The sequence below is a fragment of the Enterococcus sp. AZ196 genome (assembly GCF_050498845.1).
GTDB lineage: Bacteria > Bacillota > Bacilli > Lactobacillales > Enterococcaceae > Enterococcus_A > Enterococcus_A murrayae.
Window position 1 is genome coordinate 381,034 of record NZ_JBIPAM010000002.1, and the last position, 16,832, is coordinate 397,865.

Consider the following 16,832-nt stretch of genomic DNA (forward strand, 5'->3'; position numbering starts at 1 on the left):
TTTTTCTATACAATCATTAAGAATGATGAGATTTTTCATCCTTTCCTATATAGAAGACTGAATGTTGAGCCGCATTCCATTCCTTTAGTCAGTCTCTGTTTCCAATCCTTTTACCAATTGTCCCATTCGCTATGTTGAGCTTGGTCGTGTGCGTCTCTTTTCCGCGGATCCTCTTTCGGATTTATAGGGCCATGAGCGAAAGGTCCTGGTCCAAATCCTCCTCTGCCGAATTGATTACGCATTTGTTCTTTCCATGCACGCTTCAATTTACGGCGGTCTGCTGGTGACATCCCATTAAATTCTTTCATATGCGGATCAAACTGCATCCTCATCGCTTTTAAGGCTTCGATTGCTTCAAATGGATCATTAGGAAATTCAGGCCGACCGCCAAAGTCCTCACTCCAACCGGCAATTACCTTATTTAATAATTGATCCAAGGTGTGCAGTTCTTCATCTGTCAATCCGGCAAAAAATTCTTCCGAACGTTCTTGCGGTTTATTCAAATTCGCTTTTTTGCGACCAATTTCGGTGATGTAAATGCGCTTGATTCGCTTGTCTTGCTCATCCTCACGGCGTTCGATCTCGTCACGGCTTTCCAACTTGTTCAAAATCTCAGTTACTGAGCTAGGACGCATGTCCAATATCTCAGCCAAGACACCAGACGTCACACCATCTTCTTCTGCCAAAATATCCAAAACTAACTGCTGTGTCGGCGCACTTTTCTGACAATTCCCTGCATCCATTAAGCGACGACTGGCACCGCCTACATAAGACAATCGTTTCAATAATTCTTTTGTGTATTCACTCATCTTCACTCTCTCCTTTAAAAAAATCTTATTTTAAAACACTCTACTAACTTCTCTGAAAGTTCATGCTACATTTGGGTCAGTCCGAATAAGTCATCAATATTTGAACTGAATTATTTTTGTTTCGGCACCTATATTTTAGGTACCTAACATTCGTTTGAATTGATTATACTTCGGTACCTAATCATTGTCAACGAAAAAAATATAAAAATTTGTCTTGATTACTCTTCTGAATAAATGAAAAAGGAAGCTGTAATGAATAAAATTAAAGTCCCCTGACAAGTCTTTTCAAGGGACCTGCGACTAATTGTTTTAGCTGCACCAAAATAATTACAGATTAAAAAAACGCTTGTATTACTGATTAAATAAAGTGTATAGTGATAAAACATTTTATTTTTTGAGGGGTAAAATCATGATAAACAATCGTTATGAACAATTAAAAAAAGCAGAGCTAGGAGCGCTTATCAGTATCATCGCCTATATTTTAGTCTCTGCCATGAAATTAGTGGTTGGTCATTGGGCAAATTCAGAAGCCCTGCGAGCAGATGGTCTGAATAACTTCACAGACATCCTATCCTCAATTGCTGTCTTAATTGGATTACGAATCTCACAAAAACCAGCTGATGTAGAACATCGCTATGGGCATTGGAAAGCAGAAAATATTGCGAGTTTAGTGACCTCTTTTATTATGCTGCTGGTAGGGCTACAGGTTTTATATAGTTCAATTCTCTCTGTGATAAATAAAAAAACTGAGGCTCCAGATATGACTGCAGCAATTGTTGGGATCATTTCTGCTGCTATAATGTATGGTGTCTATTACTTCAATAAGCGACTATCTGAAAAAGTTAAAAGTCCCGGATTACTAGCAGCGGCCAAAGATAATCGCAGTGACGCTTGGACTAGTATCGGTACGTCTATTGCCGTCTTCGCAGCCTCTTTTAATTTAGTCTGGCTCGATAGTACAGCCGCCATTATCGTAGCGCTTTTGATCCTAAAAACAGCTATCGATATTTTTAAAGAAAGTGTCTTTTCGTTATCTGACGGCTTTAATCAAGAGCTATTGCTTCAATACAATGATGCCATTGGTCATATCAAACACATTCAAGCGGTCAAAAGTATCAAAGGCCGCAGTTATGGAGCCAATATATATCTCGATGTTACAGTGACCATGAAGCCCGATTTGACAGTCAGAGAAAGCCATGATATCACCGATCAGATTGAGCACCTGTTGCAAGATAAGTTCCATATTTTTGAAACGGACATCCATGTGGAACCAAGCGAATAAAAAAGGACTACTGCAAAATCCCTCTCTAAGCATTAACTTTAGAAGGAAATTTTGCAGTAGTCCTTTTTTCATTCGGGGGGTTATGATTGAATTTATAAACAAAGATACAGATTGTTTGCAATTGATAACCAGATAGCATCGATTCCTAAATGTGCAGTTGCGAACTCCATTCTATTCACTTAATCCCCTGTCCCCTCCTCTGACCAAGGTAGATCGGTAGACAATAATGCCGCAAAATTCTTATAGTCATCACGGTCCTTCAGTCGATGGCTCCGTCGCTTCTCATACCCATCGCAGACCATTTTTTCTTCTGTTGTTTCTGGTACGACATTAGGAACGGTGAACTCAGTTTCTTCATTCATATGAGATGGCACCGCCACGAAGGTTGTGAAGCAGGTCGCTGCCAAATAGCGCTCACCAGTCGTGAGGTCTTCTCCGATTACCTTGACAAAAACCTCCATAGACTTATTATGTGTGCCGGATACATAGCATTTCACGCACACCGAATGATTGGCATGGAGAGGTTTTAGAAAATTCAAATTATCCAATGAAGCCGTCACCGCTCCTCTCCGGCAATGACGCGAAATCGAAATGGATGCAGCATCATCGATCAGCGTCATCAGTTTCCCTCCAAATAAATAGCCGAAAGGATTTAAATCAAAAGGAAAAATGCGGTGTGTTTGAATCACACGGGATTCACGGCAGGTTCTTGTTTCAGTCAAAGCACTCACTCTTTCTATGTATCATTTTTCTTCATTTCATACGAATTATCCCATCTTCATTGAACTTTTTCAAAAATTTCGAAAAGTATACAGTTTTACAGACATTCGGTATACTTGATTTATAAAGGAGGAGGTACATTTCATGGAAAAAGAAAAACCCTCGAAAATTATTCAATTTTTTGGCGGTAAAACATCCTATTACATTATCGGACTAATTATTTTAAGTTCCTTAGCCATCTATTTATTGAATACTGTTTCATTTATTTTCAGACCATTTGTGGTCATTATCACTACGGTACTCCCGCCAGTAATATTTGCCTTGTTGCTGTATTATTTACTGAATCCCGTGGTCAATTTCCTCAGTAAAAAAGGAATTCCGCGGACCATCAGTATCATATTAACCTATGTTGTGATCCTCAGCATATTTTTCTTTGGCGGAGCGAGACTTATTCCTGTGATTCAGGATCAAGCACAAGATTTGATCAAACAATTTCCAGAATACATTGATGACTTTCAAAATTCGATCAAAAATATTCTTGATGCCACACCCTTCGCGGCTTCTTCTGATCAAGCTTTGGATTCACTGGATAAATTGACCAAACAAGCTCTGAACTACTTAGCGAACAACTGGCAGGATGGTGCCAAAGGCTTAGGAACAATTTTTTCTGCTGTTTCTAGCACCGCCATCACCCTATTTACCGGACCCATTATCGCGTTCTTTTTGATCCAAAGTCCACATAAACTCTATAATGCAGTAATCGAAATGATCCCACCGCGATTTAGAAAAGATACTAGCTCACTAATCAGGATCGCCAATCAGCAGTTAGGCGCCTTTCTGAAAGGACAGGTAATCGCCTCACTCCTGCTAGGGTTAATTTACTGGGTTGTATTCCTGCTGTTAGGTTTGCAATTTGCGACAGTCATTGCGCTCGCCGCAGGGATTTTAAGTATTATTCCTTATATTGGATCTTTTTTGGCCTTCTTGCCTGGCGTGTTCATTGCCTTTCAAGATTCAACTTTTATGGTGGTTAAATTCGTTATCGCATGGTTTGTTGTTCAATTACTTCACGGCGACCTTGTTGTGCCTCGTGTAATGGGCGATAAATTGAAAATTCATCCAATTACCATTTTAGTTGTCTTATTAGTTATGGGGGATCTTTTAGGTTTGGTTGGAGTAATCTTCGGTATCCCAATCTATTCTATGATCAAATTATTGGTTGTCTTCACTTTCCGCAAATTCAAGCAGCGCTACAATAAATATTTTGCTGATGAAGGTGCTTATCGCAATACCGGATTTTCAGAGGATGATTATCTATAAAGAAAAAAAGGGGCTACGTCTTCATTTAGGTTCTTTCTGAAGTTTTGGTATAGCACGAAAAGCGAGTATCCATCGAATACTCGCTTTTTTCGTGCTTTTTATTATGTTTTAAGAAATTTCCATCGTATACTGCAGGCAAGAGAGAAGGCGTTCAGGATGAAGTATCACGAAATCAACTGGTGTCCGCTGTTCTTTGGCGACGATTATTTCATTTATGATAGTGAGGAAGATCCCGAGACGATTCGTTTATTCATAAAATCCAAGCCGCATCCTTGTACTTGCCCTTATTGCGGATCATTATCTTGTAAGCTACATGGAACCTATGTGAGGAGATTTCAAGACACACCGATCCATGGAAAATTGACCTACCTTTATGCCACCTTATTCAATTACGATTGCTTAAACACAGATTGCCTCCACCAGACCTTCACGGAATCCCTGCCTTTTGCCAAGCCTTATCAAGTCCGAACAGATGCCCTCAATACCTTTATTCTCGGTGTTTCCATTTTTCTGAGTAATGAATGTGCCAGCCATGTTTTAAGTTTAATGGGGGTCATAATCAGTAACGACACCATTCAAAGCCTTTACGATCAACTCAGTTTCATTGATGATCCGGATATTTCTGCGATCGGTGTCGATGATGTCGCGATTAAAAAGGGGAATTCATACGCAACCGCCATTTATGATTTCAATGATCACCATCTATTGGCCCTTCTTGATGGTCGTGAGGCGAAACCGTTAGAAAATTGGCTCGCAGAACACCCTAAGATTGAATTAGTAACCAGAGATCGTGCGGAGGCTTACGCAACCGCGATTACGAACGTTTTGCCTGATTGTGTGCAAGTCGCGGATCGCTTTCATCTGTTTCAAAACCTGATTACGCATTTGAAAGAAGTCTTCAAAGCAGAACTTCCAGAGAAATTTTTTATTCAAAAAGGGGAACTATTGAAGAAAGAGCCTAAGAAAATCCGCCAAGAAAAGGCATTCGATCACGCTTATTTAGACACACTCTATTACGATAATTCTGTTCCAAGAAACTCGGATGGTACTGAAAAAATCTTTGACAATAAAAAGCACGATATAACCGATTCAAGCTATCAAAAACGAGCACAGAATCGAATGGAAAAACAACAGTTGATTCGCGGTATTCGTGCATACTGGGAGTCTTCGAACCAAAAAGATATTAGAGTGATGGCTGGATTATTCGATATTCATCCAGTGACGTTGAAAAGGTATCTGAATATGACTGAAGAACAGATTGAACAAATGAATCACCCAAAGAACTATAAGAAACATAAAAGTGGAATGGATCCTTATTTGAACATGATCTTCAAAATGATGGCGGATGGGCTGCCAGATGATACGATTTATTACTATCTTCGTAAACAGGGGTGTGACAGAAAGGAAAGTACGATATGGAGCTACCTTTATTTAATCAGTAAAAATAATTTTCCGAATCGCGGACGGATGAATCGCATTCGATTAACAGAATTTCGCTATCCAGATGATGTAGTGATTTTTACCCGTAATCAATTGGTAAAGGTCATTACAACCGTCAATCCTAAAACTAAGAGAAACAAAACGGTTGAGAATTATTTGTCATTGTTGGAAGAAAGCTATCCAGTTATTTCTACACTCAAGGAGGCTTTCAAATCATTTCATTCGATCTTGATGGGGGATCGGCCCGAAAAAATGGATGAGTTTCTGGCAACTTACGAGAATTCATCAATCGCAAATTTTTGTCAGAGCATAAAAAAAGATATCGCTCCGGTTAAGAATGCGATATCTTCAAACGTCAGCTCTGGATTCGTTGAAGGTAATAACAACAAATTCAAGCTTATAAAGCGAATTGTATACGGTCGATCTGGATTAGTCAATTTATCGAGAAAATGTCAGTTGGCTTTCTCGGCTACATTGGATAATTTCTCGCTTCAGGGTCTTCTCTGAAGTTTTATACCAAAACTTCAGAAAGAACCTTCATTTAGACGCAGCTCCTTTTAAATTGTCATTTTTTATAAATAAATCGAAAAGAACATCAGTATCGCGCCCAGCATTACAAACAAATGCCAAACAACATGCATGTAACGACGGTTTTTCATGCTATAAAAAAGAGAGCCCACTGTGTATGCTACTCCACCGCCAACTAGCAGTAGCAATCCCTTTAGTCCAACACTCTGATACAAACTTGGTAAGGCAATGACGACCGCCCAGCCCATCACATTATAAATGATTGTAGAGAGCTTTGATACCGTCTTGACTTTACTTAAGGTCAAACTCTTGTAAACAATCCCAACGATCGCAGCTAGCCAAATAATACTCAGCAAGACAATCCCTATCGTCCCCTTAATATAAAGCAAACAGTACGGTGTGTATGTCCCAGCAATCAGCAAGTAGATCGAACAATGGTCGAATACTTGGAAGACTTTTTTTGCTTTGGTAAAGATCAAGCTATGATAGAGCGTCGATGCCAAAAACAATAGCAAAAGCGAGACTCCATAAACAATAAATGAAACATAATGCAACCCGCTGCTAGCCTTCCTCAACAAAAAAACAAACCCAACAATACTCAATACCACGCCTATACCATGCGTTATCGCATTTAGCACTTCATTTGTGATTAGATATTTCCGGCTAAATTTTGTATCCATTTATTTGTCACCTCGAATAATTTATTAAAGATACTATATCATAGTTTACGAAATAATTCAATCTAGTTTTCATAACTAGATTGAATTATTTAACCAAGAACAATCCCTTGTTTGATTAATTTATATCCAAAAACCAGCTCTTTATCGACAAATATCTCTGCTTCTTTTACTTCATTTAGTGCGATAATCAATTGATTCAAGGTTAATACTTTATCCGGTTGTTTGCTAAGAACGATTTTATCTTTTTCGACCTTTACGCTTAAATGATTCGTTTGCTTTTCCCCATCATTAATAAAAACATAGGTATAAGAAGATAATTTTTTCATTTTTCCAGTTGAATCCACTTGGATTGCAGTCAATAGATCTTTCGCCTTCATTAACTTCACCTCACATACTTATTGGAACTCACTTAAATACATTCGCTTACATTATAAACTAAAAGCAACACATCATGGCCATCGTTGATCCGCTTCCCGATTAACTGAATCGCTCTTTATTCTTATACATACGACAAATGTCCTACTTGTTTTTGATAGAAAACGATAAAGTGCAATTGAACAAAACAATTAGAAAAGAGGCTTACTGATGCGAAAATTTATTATTGATACAGATACCGGAAGTGATGATGCAGTTGCTCTAGCCATGGGATTGATGGATGAAACGATTGACTTGTTAGGGATCACTACAGTCTCGGGAAATTGTGAACTCACTCAAGCCACTAAAAATGCTTTAATGGTCGTTCAATACTCAGGTAAACAAGTTCCCGTTTACAAAGGCTGTCGCCTTCCGCTGCTTAGATCAGAACGAGTAGATGCTGTCAGTGTTCATGGTATCGATGGTATGGGAGATCTAGATCTTATTCATCCAGAACAAACACACGAAAAGCAGCACGCGGTAGATTTTATTATTGAAATGGTCGCCCAATACCCAGACGAAGTAGAAATTGCAATCATTGGACCCGCAACAAATATTGCCTTAGCGATCATGAAAGAGCCCGACATCATGAACCGAGTGAAGCATTTTTATATCATGGGCACCTCTGGCTTTGCTTTAGGTAATGCCTCGACAATGGCAGAGTTCAATGTCTATGCTGATGCAGAAAGCTATGTACCTTTATTAAGAAGCAACGTGCCAAAAACAATCATTGGATTTGATATTTGCCTTGAAAATGCCTTCAAAGCGTCTGATATTAAACAATTGCGTAAAAAAAGCTCCCTAGGTAAGTTTTTGATGGATTGTAATCATACTGTACTTCAATACAACCTTGAGCGCAGTGGTGAAGAAGTCCTTGATTTACCGGATGCTGTAGCTCTTGGAGTCGCCCTCTGGGAAGAAGAAATAGTTCTCGAATCAAAAATGGTTTATGCGGAATGCTGTTATAAAGATGACAATACGTACGGATTAGTCATCTTAAATGACCCACAGGATATCTTAGCTGTTAACCATAAATACCCTGCAAACAATGTCGAGGTAATCACAAAAATTAATGGGGATAAGTTAAATAAAAAAATTATTGCGTTGATGTAACTTGAGCAAAAAGTAAAACGGTGAGCCCATCATTTGATGGCTCACCATTTTTTCTGCTTAATTTCTATCCAGACTTTTTGCAATCGTATTTCCTAAAGTCTGAACAATTTGAACCAACACAATCAATAATACGATCGTTGAGTACATCACTGCCGGTTCATTTCGTAAAAATCCATATTGATAGGCAATGCTTCCTAGTCCTCCTGCTCCGACTAGACCCGCCATCGCTGTTGCACCAATTAGACCAATCATCGCAATCGTCAATCCACGAATAATCCCGCCACGTGCTTCTCTTAGCAGTACACTACGAATAATGTGAAAATGACTGATTCCCATCGCTTGATAAGCTTCGATCACCCCTCCATCAACTTCCAATAATGAGGTTTCCACTAAACGTGCTAAATACGGTGCTGTATAAATGATCAGCGGCAAAAGTACCCCTTGCACCCCGATAGTTGTTCCCATGATCAATTTAGTCAGAGGCAAAATCAAAAATAGCAGGATAATAAATGGCAATGATCTCAGTACATTGATAATACTATTTAAAATTGAGTACAACGGAAGATTACTGTTCAATCCGCCTGGACGAGCAATCACTAAGAGTACACCCAGCGGGATCCCGATAACGATCGAAAGCGCCAACGCCACACAGACCATCACGAGCGTTTGTCCCAATCCTTCGATCACGACATTTCCCCACTGATTCCAAAACTCACTCATTAAACAACCTCCTCTATAAGAACACCTTGACTTCTGATATACTCTTTCGCTAATTGAAAGTCCGTCTCTGTTCCGCCATCAAACTGAACCAACAGTTGACCATGGCGTTTTTCCTTCAAATAACCAATATTCCCGCTGAGTATGTTTGGACTCAGCTGAAAATCCTTTGCGACACGCGCTAAAACGGGCTCTGTTGCTTCCTCCCCGATAAATTGCAGCTGTACTAACCGTCCACTACCCTTATAAGCCGCTAAAACCTCGTCTGGGACGTTATAACCACCATTCGCCCCAATGAATCGTTTCGTTGTTTCCTCTTTAGGACGAGTAAATAAATCGATCACAGGCCCCGCTTCGACGATCCTGCCGTCCTCCATCACTGCTACGCGGTCACATATTCGCTGAACCACATCAATTTCATGAGTGATTAGAAAAATAGTGATCTCTAGCTCCTGATTAATCTTAGTCAATAAGGTCAAAATTGATTCTGTCGTTTCCGGATCTAGCGCGCTAGTCGCCTCGTCTGATAAAAGAATCTCCGGCTCATGAGCCAAAGCCCTAGCAATTGCTACTCGTTGCCGTTGTCCACCGGATAACTGCGCGGGATAATTATCCTTGCGATCTGTCAAACCAACTAAGTTCAAATACCTAGCGACGCGTTCTTCGATGACGTCTTTCGAGACCCCCTCTAATTTCAACGGCTTAGCAATATTTTCATAAACTGTTGCGGTCGATAACAAATTATATCCTTGAAAAATCATGCCAATCTTCCGCCTAGTTAACAATAATTCTTTTTTGTTTAGTTCACGTAAATTCTGCCCATTGATCAGAATATCTCCAGTCGTAGGCGGCTCTAAAAAATTAATCATGCGTATCAAAGTGGATTTCCCAGCGCCAGAATAGCCTACTACACCAAAAATCTCACCCTTTTCAATCGTCAAATTAACCTCTTTTACTGCTTCTACACGACGTTTTTTCTGTTGATAAACCTTCGAAACTTCCTTAAGCTCAATCATGTGAAGGCTCCCTTCCAATTCGTATAACTGTATTCATTTTTCTGAAAGAAAAATAAGTTTGATTCTATTAATAGATACGTACGATTAAATTATTAAAAGGCCGGTACAACAGAACCTTTAAATTTGTCTTCAATAAATTTTTTCGTTTCATCCGACTGATAATACTTTTTAAGTTCTTTCACAATCTTGTCATCTTTGTTCTCTGTCCGTATTGCAAATACATTGTAATTCGGATTATCCTCTAATGGTTCATGATATATCGCATCATCATTAATAGTTAGACCAGCGCCAAAAGCAAAATTTGTATTGATTGCTGCTGCCGTTAACTCTCCCAACTGAGAAGGAATCTGTGATGCTTCCAGTTCCACAATCTCGATATCCTTAGGGTTTTCAGCGATATCATTTTTAGTAGCTTTAACTTCGACACCATCTTTTAGCTTCAAGACACCTGCTTCTTCCAATAATTTCAATGCCCGATATTCATTTGTCGGATCATTTGGCACCCCGACCTTGTCCCCCTTTTGAAGTTTACCTAAATCAGAAACTTTTTTAGAGTAAACCCCTAATGGGAAGGCCACTGTTTTGAAAGCCGTTTCGATCTTGTAGTCCTTATCCTTCACTTGTTGCTCCAGAAAAGAGAATGTTTGATAACTATTTCCATCTAAATCACCATCATTTAGTGCTGTATTAGGTGTATTATAATCATCAAAGCTTTTGACTTTGATCTCGATTCCATCTTTCTTCGCTTGTTTAGCAACCTCTTCCAGTATCTCTTGGTGTGGACCAGAGGTCACTCCGATCGTCACCTTTTTCTCATCCAATGGTTTTGCTTCGCTTTTACTGCCACATCCCGTCAATACTCCGCTAACTGCTAATGCTGCTACCCCTAATAAAATACCTTTACATAATTTTTTCATCATCATTTCCTCCTAAATTAGTTTCTTTTTTCTTCCTGTTTTTGAGCGTCCAGAAGAATTATCAAAATGCAATCAGCCTATAACAAAAGAAAAAAAGCCCGCCCTCTTCCACACATTATGTGTTTGAAAAGGACGAGCTTACTCGCGATACCACCTTCATTTGCAACAGTCTCACAACCATTACCTCAACAAGTACAGTCATACTTGAGCGTTAATAACGAGCGCTGCCCCGTCACTGCCTACTTATCGGCAATGCCATTCAGAGACCATTTTCTAAATCCTTCAACATATCCGCTCTCACCTAATCGGACTCTCTTTAATGTTTCGTAATTTATACTTTTCTCTTCATCACGTTTCTTTGTTTAACAAATTGATAAGTAGTATCTTACACATCTAAATAAAAGCTGTCAACACTTTTTATCACCAAAAACACATTTGACTTTAATTTGTACAAAGCATAAACTAGTTGAAATCTCACTTTTAAAGAGTCAAATTAATTCTTATCAAATGAAATGGTAAATAGCTTGAAATTGGAGCCCCCCCCCAATCAAGCAAAAACTTGTTCCTCAATATAAAAAGGAGTTGAATTTAATGGACATTACTACAGAAGTAAGACCTGGCGCCAATCGTTATGCTTGTGGAGAAAATATACTGCAGGATTTACCAAGTTACTTAGCAGGCTTCAAGAAAATTGCCGTTATCACAGGTGAGAAATCCTCTGAGGCTTTCAAAAAATACTATCGTAAAGAACTTCACTATCCAACCTATCGATATGATGGTAGTTCCAGCCACGAGAATGCTGTTGAATTAGCTAACAAAATTGAAGAAGCCGAACTAATTCTAGCCATCGGCGGTGGACGTGTCATAGATACAGCAAAAATGACTGCTGAAGAGCTTAATGCTGAACTGATGGTCATTCCAACATTGGTCTCAAATTGTGCGCCCTTCACCCCGATCGTTGCTGTTTATCACCCCAATCGAACGTTCAAAGCTATGGGATTTATGAAACGGGCACCTTTTTTGACATTAGTTGATTCAAAATTCCTATTGGCAACTCCTAAAGACTATTTTGTAGCTGGTATCGGGGATACTTTAGCAAAGTGGTATGAAATCGAAGGGATTACCCGTAATCTTCAAGAGGATGAAAAAACCGCTTATATTAGACTGGGAATCGCTAGTGCTAGAGCTATCCAAGAGTTGCTATTAAAGGATGCGATTCCAGCGATTGAAGACCTTGAAAACCATAAGGCGACACCTGCCTTTAGCCGTGTAACAGATACCATTATCGGTCTAGCGGGAGAAACAGGAGGATTTGCTGCTTCCTTCGGCCGTTCTGCCGGTGCTCATGCGATTCATGATGGACTATCCTATCTGGAGAGCACTCACAATCAGCTTCATGGAAAGAAAGTTGCCTATGGAATTCTCGTTCAATTAGCACATACAAACAACTTAGACGAGATCAAAAATCTAAAGGCCTTTTATCAAGCGACTGGACTCCCTCTAAAACTAAAAGACTTAAACGTGCTTGAGACGACTAAAGAGGCTCTAGAGTCGGTAATAAGCCATGCTGCTGCTTCTAGCGAAACATTTAAAATGATCGATCCTAAGATTACATCAGAACAAATCTATAAAGCTATTCAAGTAGTCGAGTCTTTATAAAGTTTACTTTCAGCCTATTGAGGTGTACCTCAATAGGCTTTTTATTTTGAAGTTTACTTTTAAAAAACCAACAAAATGTTTACCTTAAAAAATCTTTAGAGCATACTATTTAATATAGTTTACCTCAAATAATACTTATATTAAAGCTTTTTATATTAAGTAAACTTTTAATGAGCAAATATTCACTCATGTAAAAAGTTTACTTAATTAAGGGTATATTGAAGTTTACTTTTTAATTTGAGGTTTACTTTATTAAGAATAGTCCTTTTATTCAATTTAATCTCAAATAGTACCCTCATTAGTATAGCAACATTTATTTAAAGTTTACCTAATGATTTTCAGGCTGATAAAGGTACACTCTAAAAAAGTAATTTAGGGTGTACCTTTATACATACTTAGGTTTACTTCAATTAATTTTTATTCAGTAAACCTTTAAATCTAAGAATACAGTTTACTTTTTAAATAAAGTTTACCTCGAACATTTGATTTAAGTAAACTTTTAAACGCCAATAAAAGTTTACTTTTCTATATTCTATCAAATAAGTTTACTTTAATGATTTGATAGAATTGCAGTAAACCTTTATATAACAAGTTTACTTTATAAAAGACATAATAAAGTTTACCTAAATACTAGTAGTTTACCTTATTAATAATTTAAAGTATACCTGTTTTACTAATAAAGTTTACTCTATAAAAAATAAGGTTTACTTTTTAAAATCACAAAAGCTTATACAATGGGATTTTCAATCATTAAAGGTTTACCTATTTATAGTTAATGTTTACCCTTATTTTAAAATAGATTTACTCTAATTAGTAAAATAGGTTTACTTTTATTGAATAGAGTAAACCTCATTTAATCTATTTATAGTTTACCTCAAAATCCTAATTTAGGTAAACTATAATTTTTCTATTTGAAGTTTACTTCGTATTTTCAGTTTACCTCATTTTAACAATTGTAGTAAACCTTATTGATAAATAAATGATTTTATAGTAAACTTTAATTGAGAAATTAGGATTGGAGACTTTTTATGTCAAACAAAGCAGAGACCTATGTAGTAGGAAATTTTAAAGGCGGGGTTGGTAAATCAACCACTGTTCAAATGCTCTCATTTGAAAGTGCCTTCCGTAAAGATCGTAAGACGTTAGTAATCGATTTAGACCCTCAGGGAAATACTAGTGATGTTTTATCCCTTACCGCAGAAAATTTTGGAAATGATACTTTACCAGATGAATTTGATGCAACAATTTGGGAAGCAGTCCGTACAGGGGATATCCAATCTTCCATTTATCAAATTATGCCGAATTTGGATTTGATTCCAGCAAATATTTCTTTTTCTGATTTTCCTGATTACATGATTGAAAAATACCCTGGTGACAAGTTATCTCAATTTAAATATATGGAAGAGCTAATTGAACCTCTGAAAAATATTTATGATGTCATCTACATCGATGTTCCACCTACAATTAGTACCTATTCAAATGCAGCCATGTATGTAGCAGAATACGTTATCGTTATTTTGCAAACTCAGGTAAAATCTTTAAAAGGGGCTCAAAACTACATCGATTACATGAATTTCTTTATCGAACAATACGATACTGACCTAGAAGTTGTAGGAATCGTACCATTTATGATGCAAAAAAGAGACTCTGTCGACCAAGAGATCTATACTGCAGCTAGAGAGATTTATGGTGCCCATCTTTTAGATACTGTTGTTCTAAATCAAAGCCGTTTAAAACGCTATGATGGGTCGGGGATTACCTATGAAATCAACAAAAATGGCAAAGTTGAGCAATGGGATAAGCGCGCACACGAGGTTTTCGTTAATATTTTAGATGAAATCGATGAACATCGCCTCATATTAAGCGGTGAAGAGTAGGGGAGACGTTAAATGGCGAAAAAAATGAAGTTAGATTCGCTTTTAACGGCGAATAAAAAAAATAAGGGCATTGAAAAAATGTCTGAATATTCCAATCAAGATAAAGAAGAAAAGAAACCCAGCTCCCAAGACCTCTTGGCTAAAAGGACATTAAGCCCTGAACCGGATTTCAGACACTCCTCTTTTCGAGAAGAAGCCAGGCATTTAAACGAAAAAAATCTACATCGGGAACCTACGCCGCAAACGCAAGAGAGTGAAGCTGGGAAGAGAGGTCGGAAGCGTCAGTACTATGATCCTCGTTTAAAGGCACTTGAAATGCAAAAGATATCCGCACGTACAAAAATTCGCATGCAAAATTTGATTAATGCGAAGTTTGACGGTTATACCCCAGATAAAATGATTGACTTCTTATATGACTATTATATTGAAAAAGGTCTGTCAAGAGATGACAGAAACTTCCTAAATCAGCTTGAAGAAGCTTCCATGGAGGAGTATAAGGAGAAGCCGAAATACCAAAAATTGTTCAAAGAATTAGAAAATGATGAGAATTGACTTCAAAAAAAGTAAACCGCAATGTAGATAATATCTTACATTATGGTTTACTTTTTTTGAAGTTATCTCTTATTTAAGTTTACTTTTATTATTGTCAGTTCTTTTTAAAAGTTTACTTTTGAAAACCTGAAGGCCTGGCTTTACAAGCTGTGGATAACTTAGAAACTCCTTATCCACATTACTTTTTATTCACATTCCGAATTATGAAGAACAGACATATTACTTTAATTGGAGTTTACTATAAATACTTTTGCAACCTTTAACAAAGTAAACCCCAAATGTTTTTTCTTCATCATTATAGTAAACCTCAAATACGTTTATAAACATAATAAAAGTTTACTCAAAAAAAAGATGGTTGGGAATCGCTTTACAACAAGCTTTCAATCCATTATTCTATACATGTAGAAAAAAGCGAAAAAAAGAGTTTAAAGATTTGGCGATCTTTAAACTCAAAGGTTTGAGCTAATTTTGGCGAATTAGCCTGTCACATTTAGATAAACTTGTAGGGTTAGAAAAATTGGTGTTTGCCTAACCTTTATTAAGTATACCATATTTTGGTTGCTTTCTCAATCAAATATCATGTGACAGTAAGCATTCCTTTAAAAACTTTCGTAAAAATTTGAGAGTGTATTTAAGGAGGTTTTTTTGTCATGTCCACAAATTTAGACAACATTATGACCGCAACAAACTTACCCAACAGTAATTATATCCCTATTGATTTGAACTTAATAAATAATCCACAATATGAAAATCTTTCCATTGAAGCAATGATGCTACATGCTCTATATACTATGCGGATGACGTGCAGCATTTACAATTCCCAAAAAGACGGCAGCTGGCTTGATGAATCAGGGCACCCTTATATTTATTTTTCTAATGAAGAAGCTGCGCTTTTGTTACGCGTATCTGAGCGAAAGATTACCAATTTGAAAAATGTCTTGATTGAAGCTGGTTTGATTCAGGTTCTTCGTCATGGACTTAAAAATTATCGGATCTATGTAGCAAACCCTATGCCCCCAGAAAAGGGCATTGTCGTTAAACTTTCTTTTAAGAACTATACTAGCACCAAAACCTTGCAGGCTGTGGAAAAAGACAGTCCAAAAAAGAAATCGCAGTTATCCACTGTGGATAGAGAAGCAAAATCTGCGGCTTCGGAAACGCAAGATTTGCTTACAAGTACACAAAAACATTTAGCAAAACAAAATACAAAAGCAACAAAAGTAACAGAAAATGCAGGCAAAATTGATGATTCTGCAGACAACAGTCTTATTGACGGATTGCGTGCTCGTTATGCTCACTTACTGCCGCAACAAGCATTCAACCGCTTCTTACCGTTTTGTAAAGGTGACTATAAAAAAGCTCGCTGGTTTGTTGATACGATCTTTAAAGCAAAATTTGCAAGTACCCAACAATATATCAAAGCTGGTTTACCAGCAGAGGCAGAAGTTTTGACCTTTGAACATAACAGCTATTTCAAATCAGATATCAGCGATGCGATAGCTAAAGCATTAGAACAAATGTATCGGTACAAAACAGTTCAAAATCCAGAAGGGTTCTTCTTTGCATTCATGAAGGGCTTTTTTACAGAAAAGACGCGACAATACCTGGTCGATCATTATAAGTTAACACCAGAACTACAACAAACGCTTTCATGTGTTCAATTGATTATTCAACAAAAAAATGGACGCCAAAAGCTTCAAAAAACGCAAAAAGTCGCCCAAAAAGTATCCTAAGAACCTAAACCTTTGTTATAATGTAGCGGAGTCTATCTAGAGAAAGGTTTAATTT

15 protein-coding genes and 1 other annotated feature are annotated in these 16,832 nt (G+C 37.6%); of the genes, 8 read left to right on the forward strand and 7 right to left on the reverse strand.

Annotated features, from left to right (window positions below):
- Positions 1–110: 110 nt before the first annotated feature.
- A complete protein-coding gene (locus tag IGI67_RS19585; protein ID WP_207108924.1) occupies positions 111–809 on the reverse strand; it encodes a MarR family winged helix-turn-helix transcriptional regulator in 699 nt (232 codons plus the stop codon).
- 409 nt (positions 810–1,218) lie between these two features.
- Here IGI67_RS19585 and IGI67_RS19590 point away from each other — a divergent pair, with 409 nt between their 5' ends.
- The gene (locus IGI67_RS19590) at positions 1,219–2,091 is read left to right on the forward strand and encodes a cation diffusion facilitator family transporter (RefSeq protein ID WP_429958956.1); all 873 of its coding nucleotides are present in this window, start codon (positions 1,219–1,221) and stop codon (positions 2,089–2,091) included.
- Positions 2,092–2,270: 179 nt separating this feature from the next.
- Here the strand turns inward: IGI67_RS19590 and IGI67_RS19595 are convergent, their stop codons facing one another.
- On the reverse strand, positions 2,271–2,813 hold the full coding sequence (locus IGI67_RS19595; protein ID WP_429958957.1) for an acyl-CoA thioesterase: 543 nt from the start codon (positions 2,811–2,813) through the stop codon (positions 2,271–2,273).
- Between the two features lie 142 nt (positions 2,814–2,955).
- Between IGI67_RS19595 and IGI67_RS19600 the strand changes: the two genes are divergently transcribed.
- Positions 2,956–4,131, forward strand: a complete 1,176-nt coding sequence (locus tag IGI67_RS19600; RefSeq protein ID WP_429958958.1) for an AI-2E family transporter — start codon at positions 2,956–2,958, stop codon at positions 4,129–4,131.
- A gap of 156 nt (positions 4,132–4,287) precedes the next feature.
- Positions 4,288–6,078, forward strand: coding sequence for an ISL3 family transposase (locus tag IGI67_RS19605; RefSeq protein WP_429958959.1), 1,791 nt, complete (start codon positions 4,288–4,290; stop codon positions 6,076–6,078).
- 65 nt (positions 6,079–6,143) lie between these two features.
- Here the strand turns inward: IGI67_RS19605 and trhA are convergent, their stop codons facing one another.
- Positions 6,144–6,779, reverse strand: a complete 636-nt coding sequence (gene trhA, locus IGI67_RS19610; RefSeq protein ID WP_207108928.1) for a PAQR family membrane homeostasis protein TrhA — start codon at positions 6,777–6,779, stop codon at positions 6,144–6,146.
- An 89-nt stretch (positions 6,780–6,868) separates the two neighbouring features.
- A complete protein-coding gene (locus tag IGI67_RS19615) occupies positions 6,869–7,156 on the reverse strand; it encodes a hypothetical protein (protein ID WP_207108929.1) in 288 nt (95 codons plus the stop codon).
- Between the two features lie 208 nt (positions 7,157–7,364).
- On the opposite strand from IGI67_RS19615, the gene IGI67_RS19620 reads away from it, so the two are divergent.
- A complete protein-coding gene (locus IGI67_RS19620; protein WP_429958960.1) occupies positions 7,365–8,306 on the forward strand; it encodes a nucleoside hydrolase in 942 nt (313 codons plus the stop codon).
- A gap of 57 nt (positions 8,307–8,363) precedes the next feature.
- Here the strand turns inward: IGI67_RS19620 and IGI67_RS19625 are convergent, their stop codons facing one another.
- The 3 genes from IGI67_RS19625 to IGI67_RS19635 form a co-directional block, all read right to left on the reverse strand.
- Positions 8,364–9,026 (reverse strand): methionine ABC transporter permease, encoded by a 663-nt coding sequence (locus IGI67_RS19625; protein ID WP_207108931.1) that lies wholly within the window; start codon positions 9,024–9,026, stop codon positions 8,364–8,366.
- Complete coding sequence (locus tag IGI67_RS19630) at positions 9,026–10,039, reverse strand: methionine ABC transporter ATP-binding protein (RefSeq protein WP_429958961.1); 1,014 nt, start codon at positions 10,037–10,039, stop codon at positions 9,026–9,028. Before IGI67_RS19630 ends, IGI67_RS19625 begins: the two co-directional genes overlap by 1 nt.
- 92 nt (positions 10,040–10,131) lie before the next feature.
- A complete protein-coding gene (locus tag IGI67_RS19635; RefSeq protein WP_207108935.1) occupies positions 10,132–10,956 on the reverse strand; it encodes a MetQ/NlpA family ABC transporter substrate-binding protein in 825 nt (274 codons plus the stop codon).
- Positions 10,957–11,081: 125 nt separating this feature from the next.
- Positions 11,082–11,314 (reverse strand) — a binding site (T-box leader).
- A 233-nt stretch (positions 11,315–11,547) separates the two neighbouring features.
- On the opposite strand from IGI67_RS19635, the gene IGI67_RS19640 reads away from it, so the two are divergent.
- The 4 genes from IGI67_RS19640 (at position 11,548) to IGI67_RS19655 (ending at position 16,777) form a co-directional block, all read left to right on the forward strand.
- Positions 11,548–12,615 carry an iron-containing alcohol dehydrogenase family protein gene (locus IGI67_RS19640; protein ID WP_429958962.1) on the forward strand — a complete coding sequence of 356 codons (1,068 nt, stop codon included), beginning with the start codon at positions 11,548–11,550 and terminating at the stop codon, positions 12,613–12,615.
- 1,028 nt (positions 12,616–13,643) lie between these two features.
- A complete protein-coding gene (locus IGI67_RS19645) occupies positions 13,644–14,492 on the forward strand; it encodes a ParA family protein (RefSeq protein WP_207109715.1) in 849 nt (282 codons plus the stop codon).
- Positions 14,493–14,504: 12 nt separating this feature from the next.
- Entirely contained in the window at positions 14,505–15,044 is a 540-nt protein-coding gene (locus tag IGI67_RS19650; protein ID WP_207109714.1) for a hypothetical protein, read from the forward strand.
- A gap of 650 nt (positions 15,045–15,694) precedes the next feature.
- On the forward strand, positions 15,695–16,777 hold the full coding sequence (locus IGI67_RS19655) for a replication initiator protein A (protein ID WP_429958963.1): 1,083 nt from the start codon (positions 15,695–15,697) through the stop codon (positions 16,775–16,777).
- Positions 16,778–16,832 lie beyond the last annotated feature (55 nt).

What these genes read in the sequence shown, in the direction of transcription:
- IGI67_RS19615 (WP_207108929.1), bottom strand. Translation starts at nt 7,156, where the DNA reads ATGAAGGCGAAAGATCTATTGACTGCAATCCAAGTGGATTCAACTGGA.
- IGI67_RS19630 (WP_429958961.1), bottom strand. Translation starts at nt 10,039, where the DNA reads ATGATTGAGCTTAAGGAAGTTTCGAAGGTTTATCAACAGAAAAAACGT.
- IGI67_RS19600 (WP_429958958.1), top strand. Translation starts at nt 2,956, where the DNA reads ATGGAAAAAGAAAAACCCTCGAAAATTATTCAATTTTTTGGCGGTAAA.
- IGI67_RS19590 (WP_429958956.1), top strand. Translation starts at nt 1,219, where the DNA reads ATGATAAACAATCGTTATGAACAATTAAAAAAAGCAGAGCTAGGAGCG.
- IGI67_RS19655 (WP_429958963.1), top strand. Translation starts at nt 15,695, where the DNA reads ATGTCCACAAATTTAGACAACATTATGACCGCAACAAACTTACCCAAC.
- trhA (WP_207108928.1), bottom strand. Translation starts at nt 6,779, where the DNA reads ATGGATACAAAATTTAGCCGGAAATATCTAATCACAAATGAAGTGCTA.
- IGI67_RS19640 (WP_429958962.1), top strand. Translation starts at nt 11,548, where the DNA reads ATGGACATTACTACAGAAGTAAGACCTGGCGCCAATCGTTATGCTTGT.
- IGI67_RS19620 (WP_429958960.1), top strand. Translation starts at nt 7,365, where the DNA reads ATGCGAAAATTTATTATTGATACAGATACCGGAAGTGATGATGCAGTT.
- IGI67_RS19650 (WP_207109714.1), top strand. Translation starts at nt 14,505, where the DNA reads ATGGCGAAAAAAATGAAGTTAGATTCGCTTTTAACGGCGAATAAAAAA.
- IGI67_RS19645 (WP_207109715.1), top strand. Translation starts at nt 13,644, where the DNA reads ATGTCAAACAAAGCAGAGACCTATGTAGTAGGAAATTTTAAAGGCGGG.
- IGI67_RS19635 (WP_207108935.1), bottom strand. Translation starts at nt 10,956, where the DNA reads ATGAAAAAATTATGTAAAGGTATTTTATTAGGGGTAGCAGCATTAGCA.
- IGI67_RS19585 (WP_207108924.1), bottom strand. Translation starts at nt 809, where the DNA reads ATGAGTGAATACACAAAAGAATTATTGAAACGATTGTCTTATGTAGGC.
- IGI67_RS19625 (WP_207108931.1), bottom strand. Translation starts at nt 9,026, where the DNA reads ATGAGTGAGTTTTGGAATCAGTGGGGAAATGTCGTGATCGAAGGATTG.
- IGI67_RS19605 (WP_429958959.1), top strand. Translation starts at nt 4,288, where the DNA reads ATGAAGTATCACGAAATCAACTGGTGTCCGCTGTTCTTTGGCGACGAT.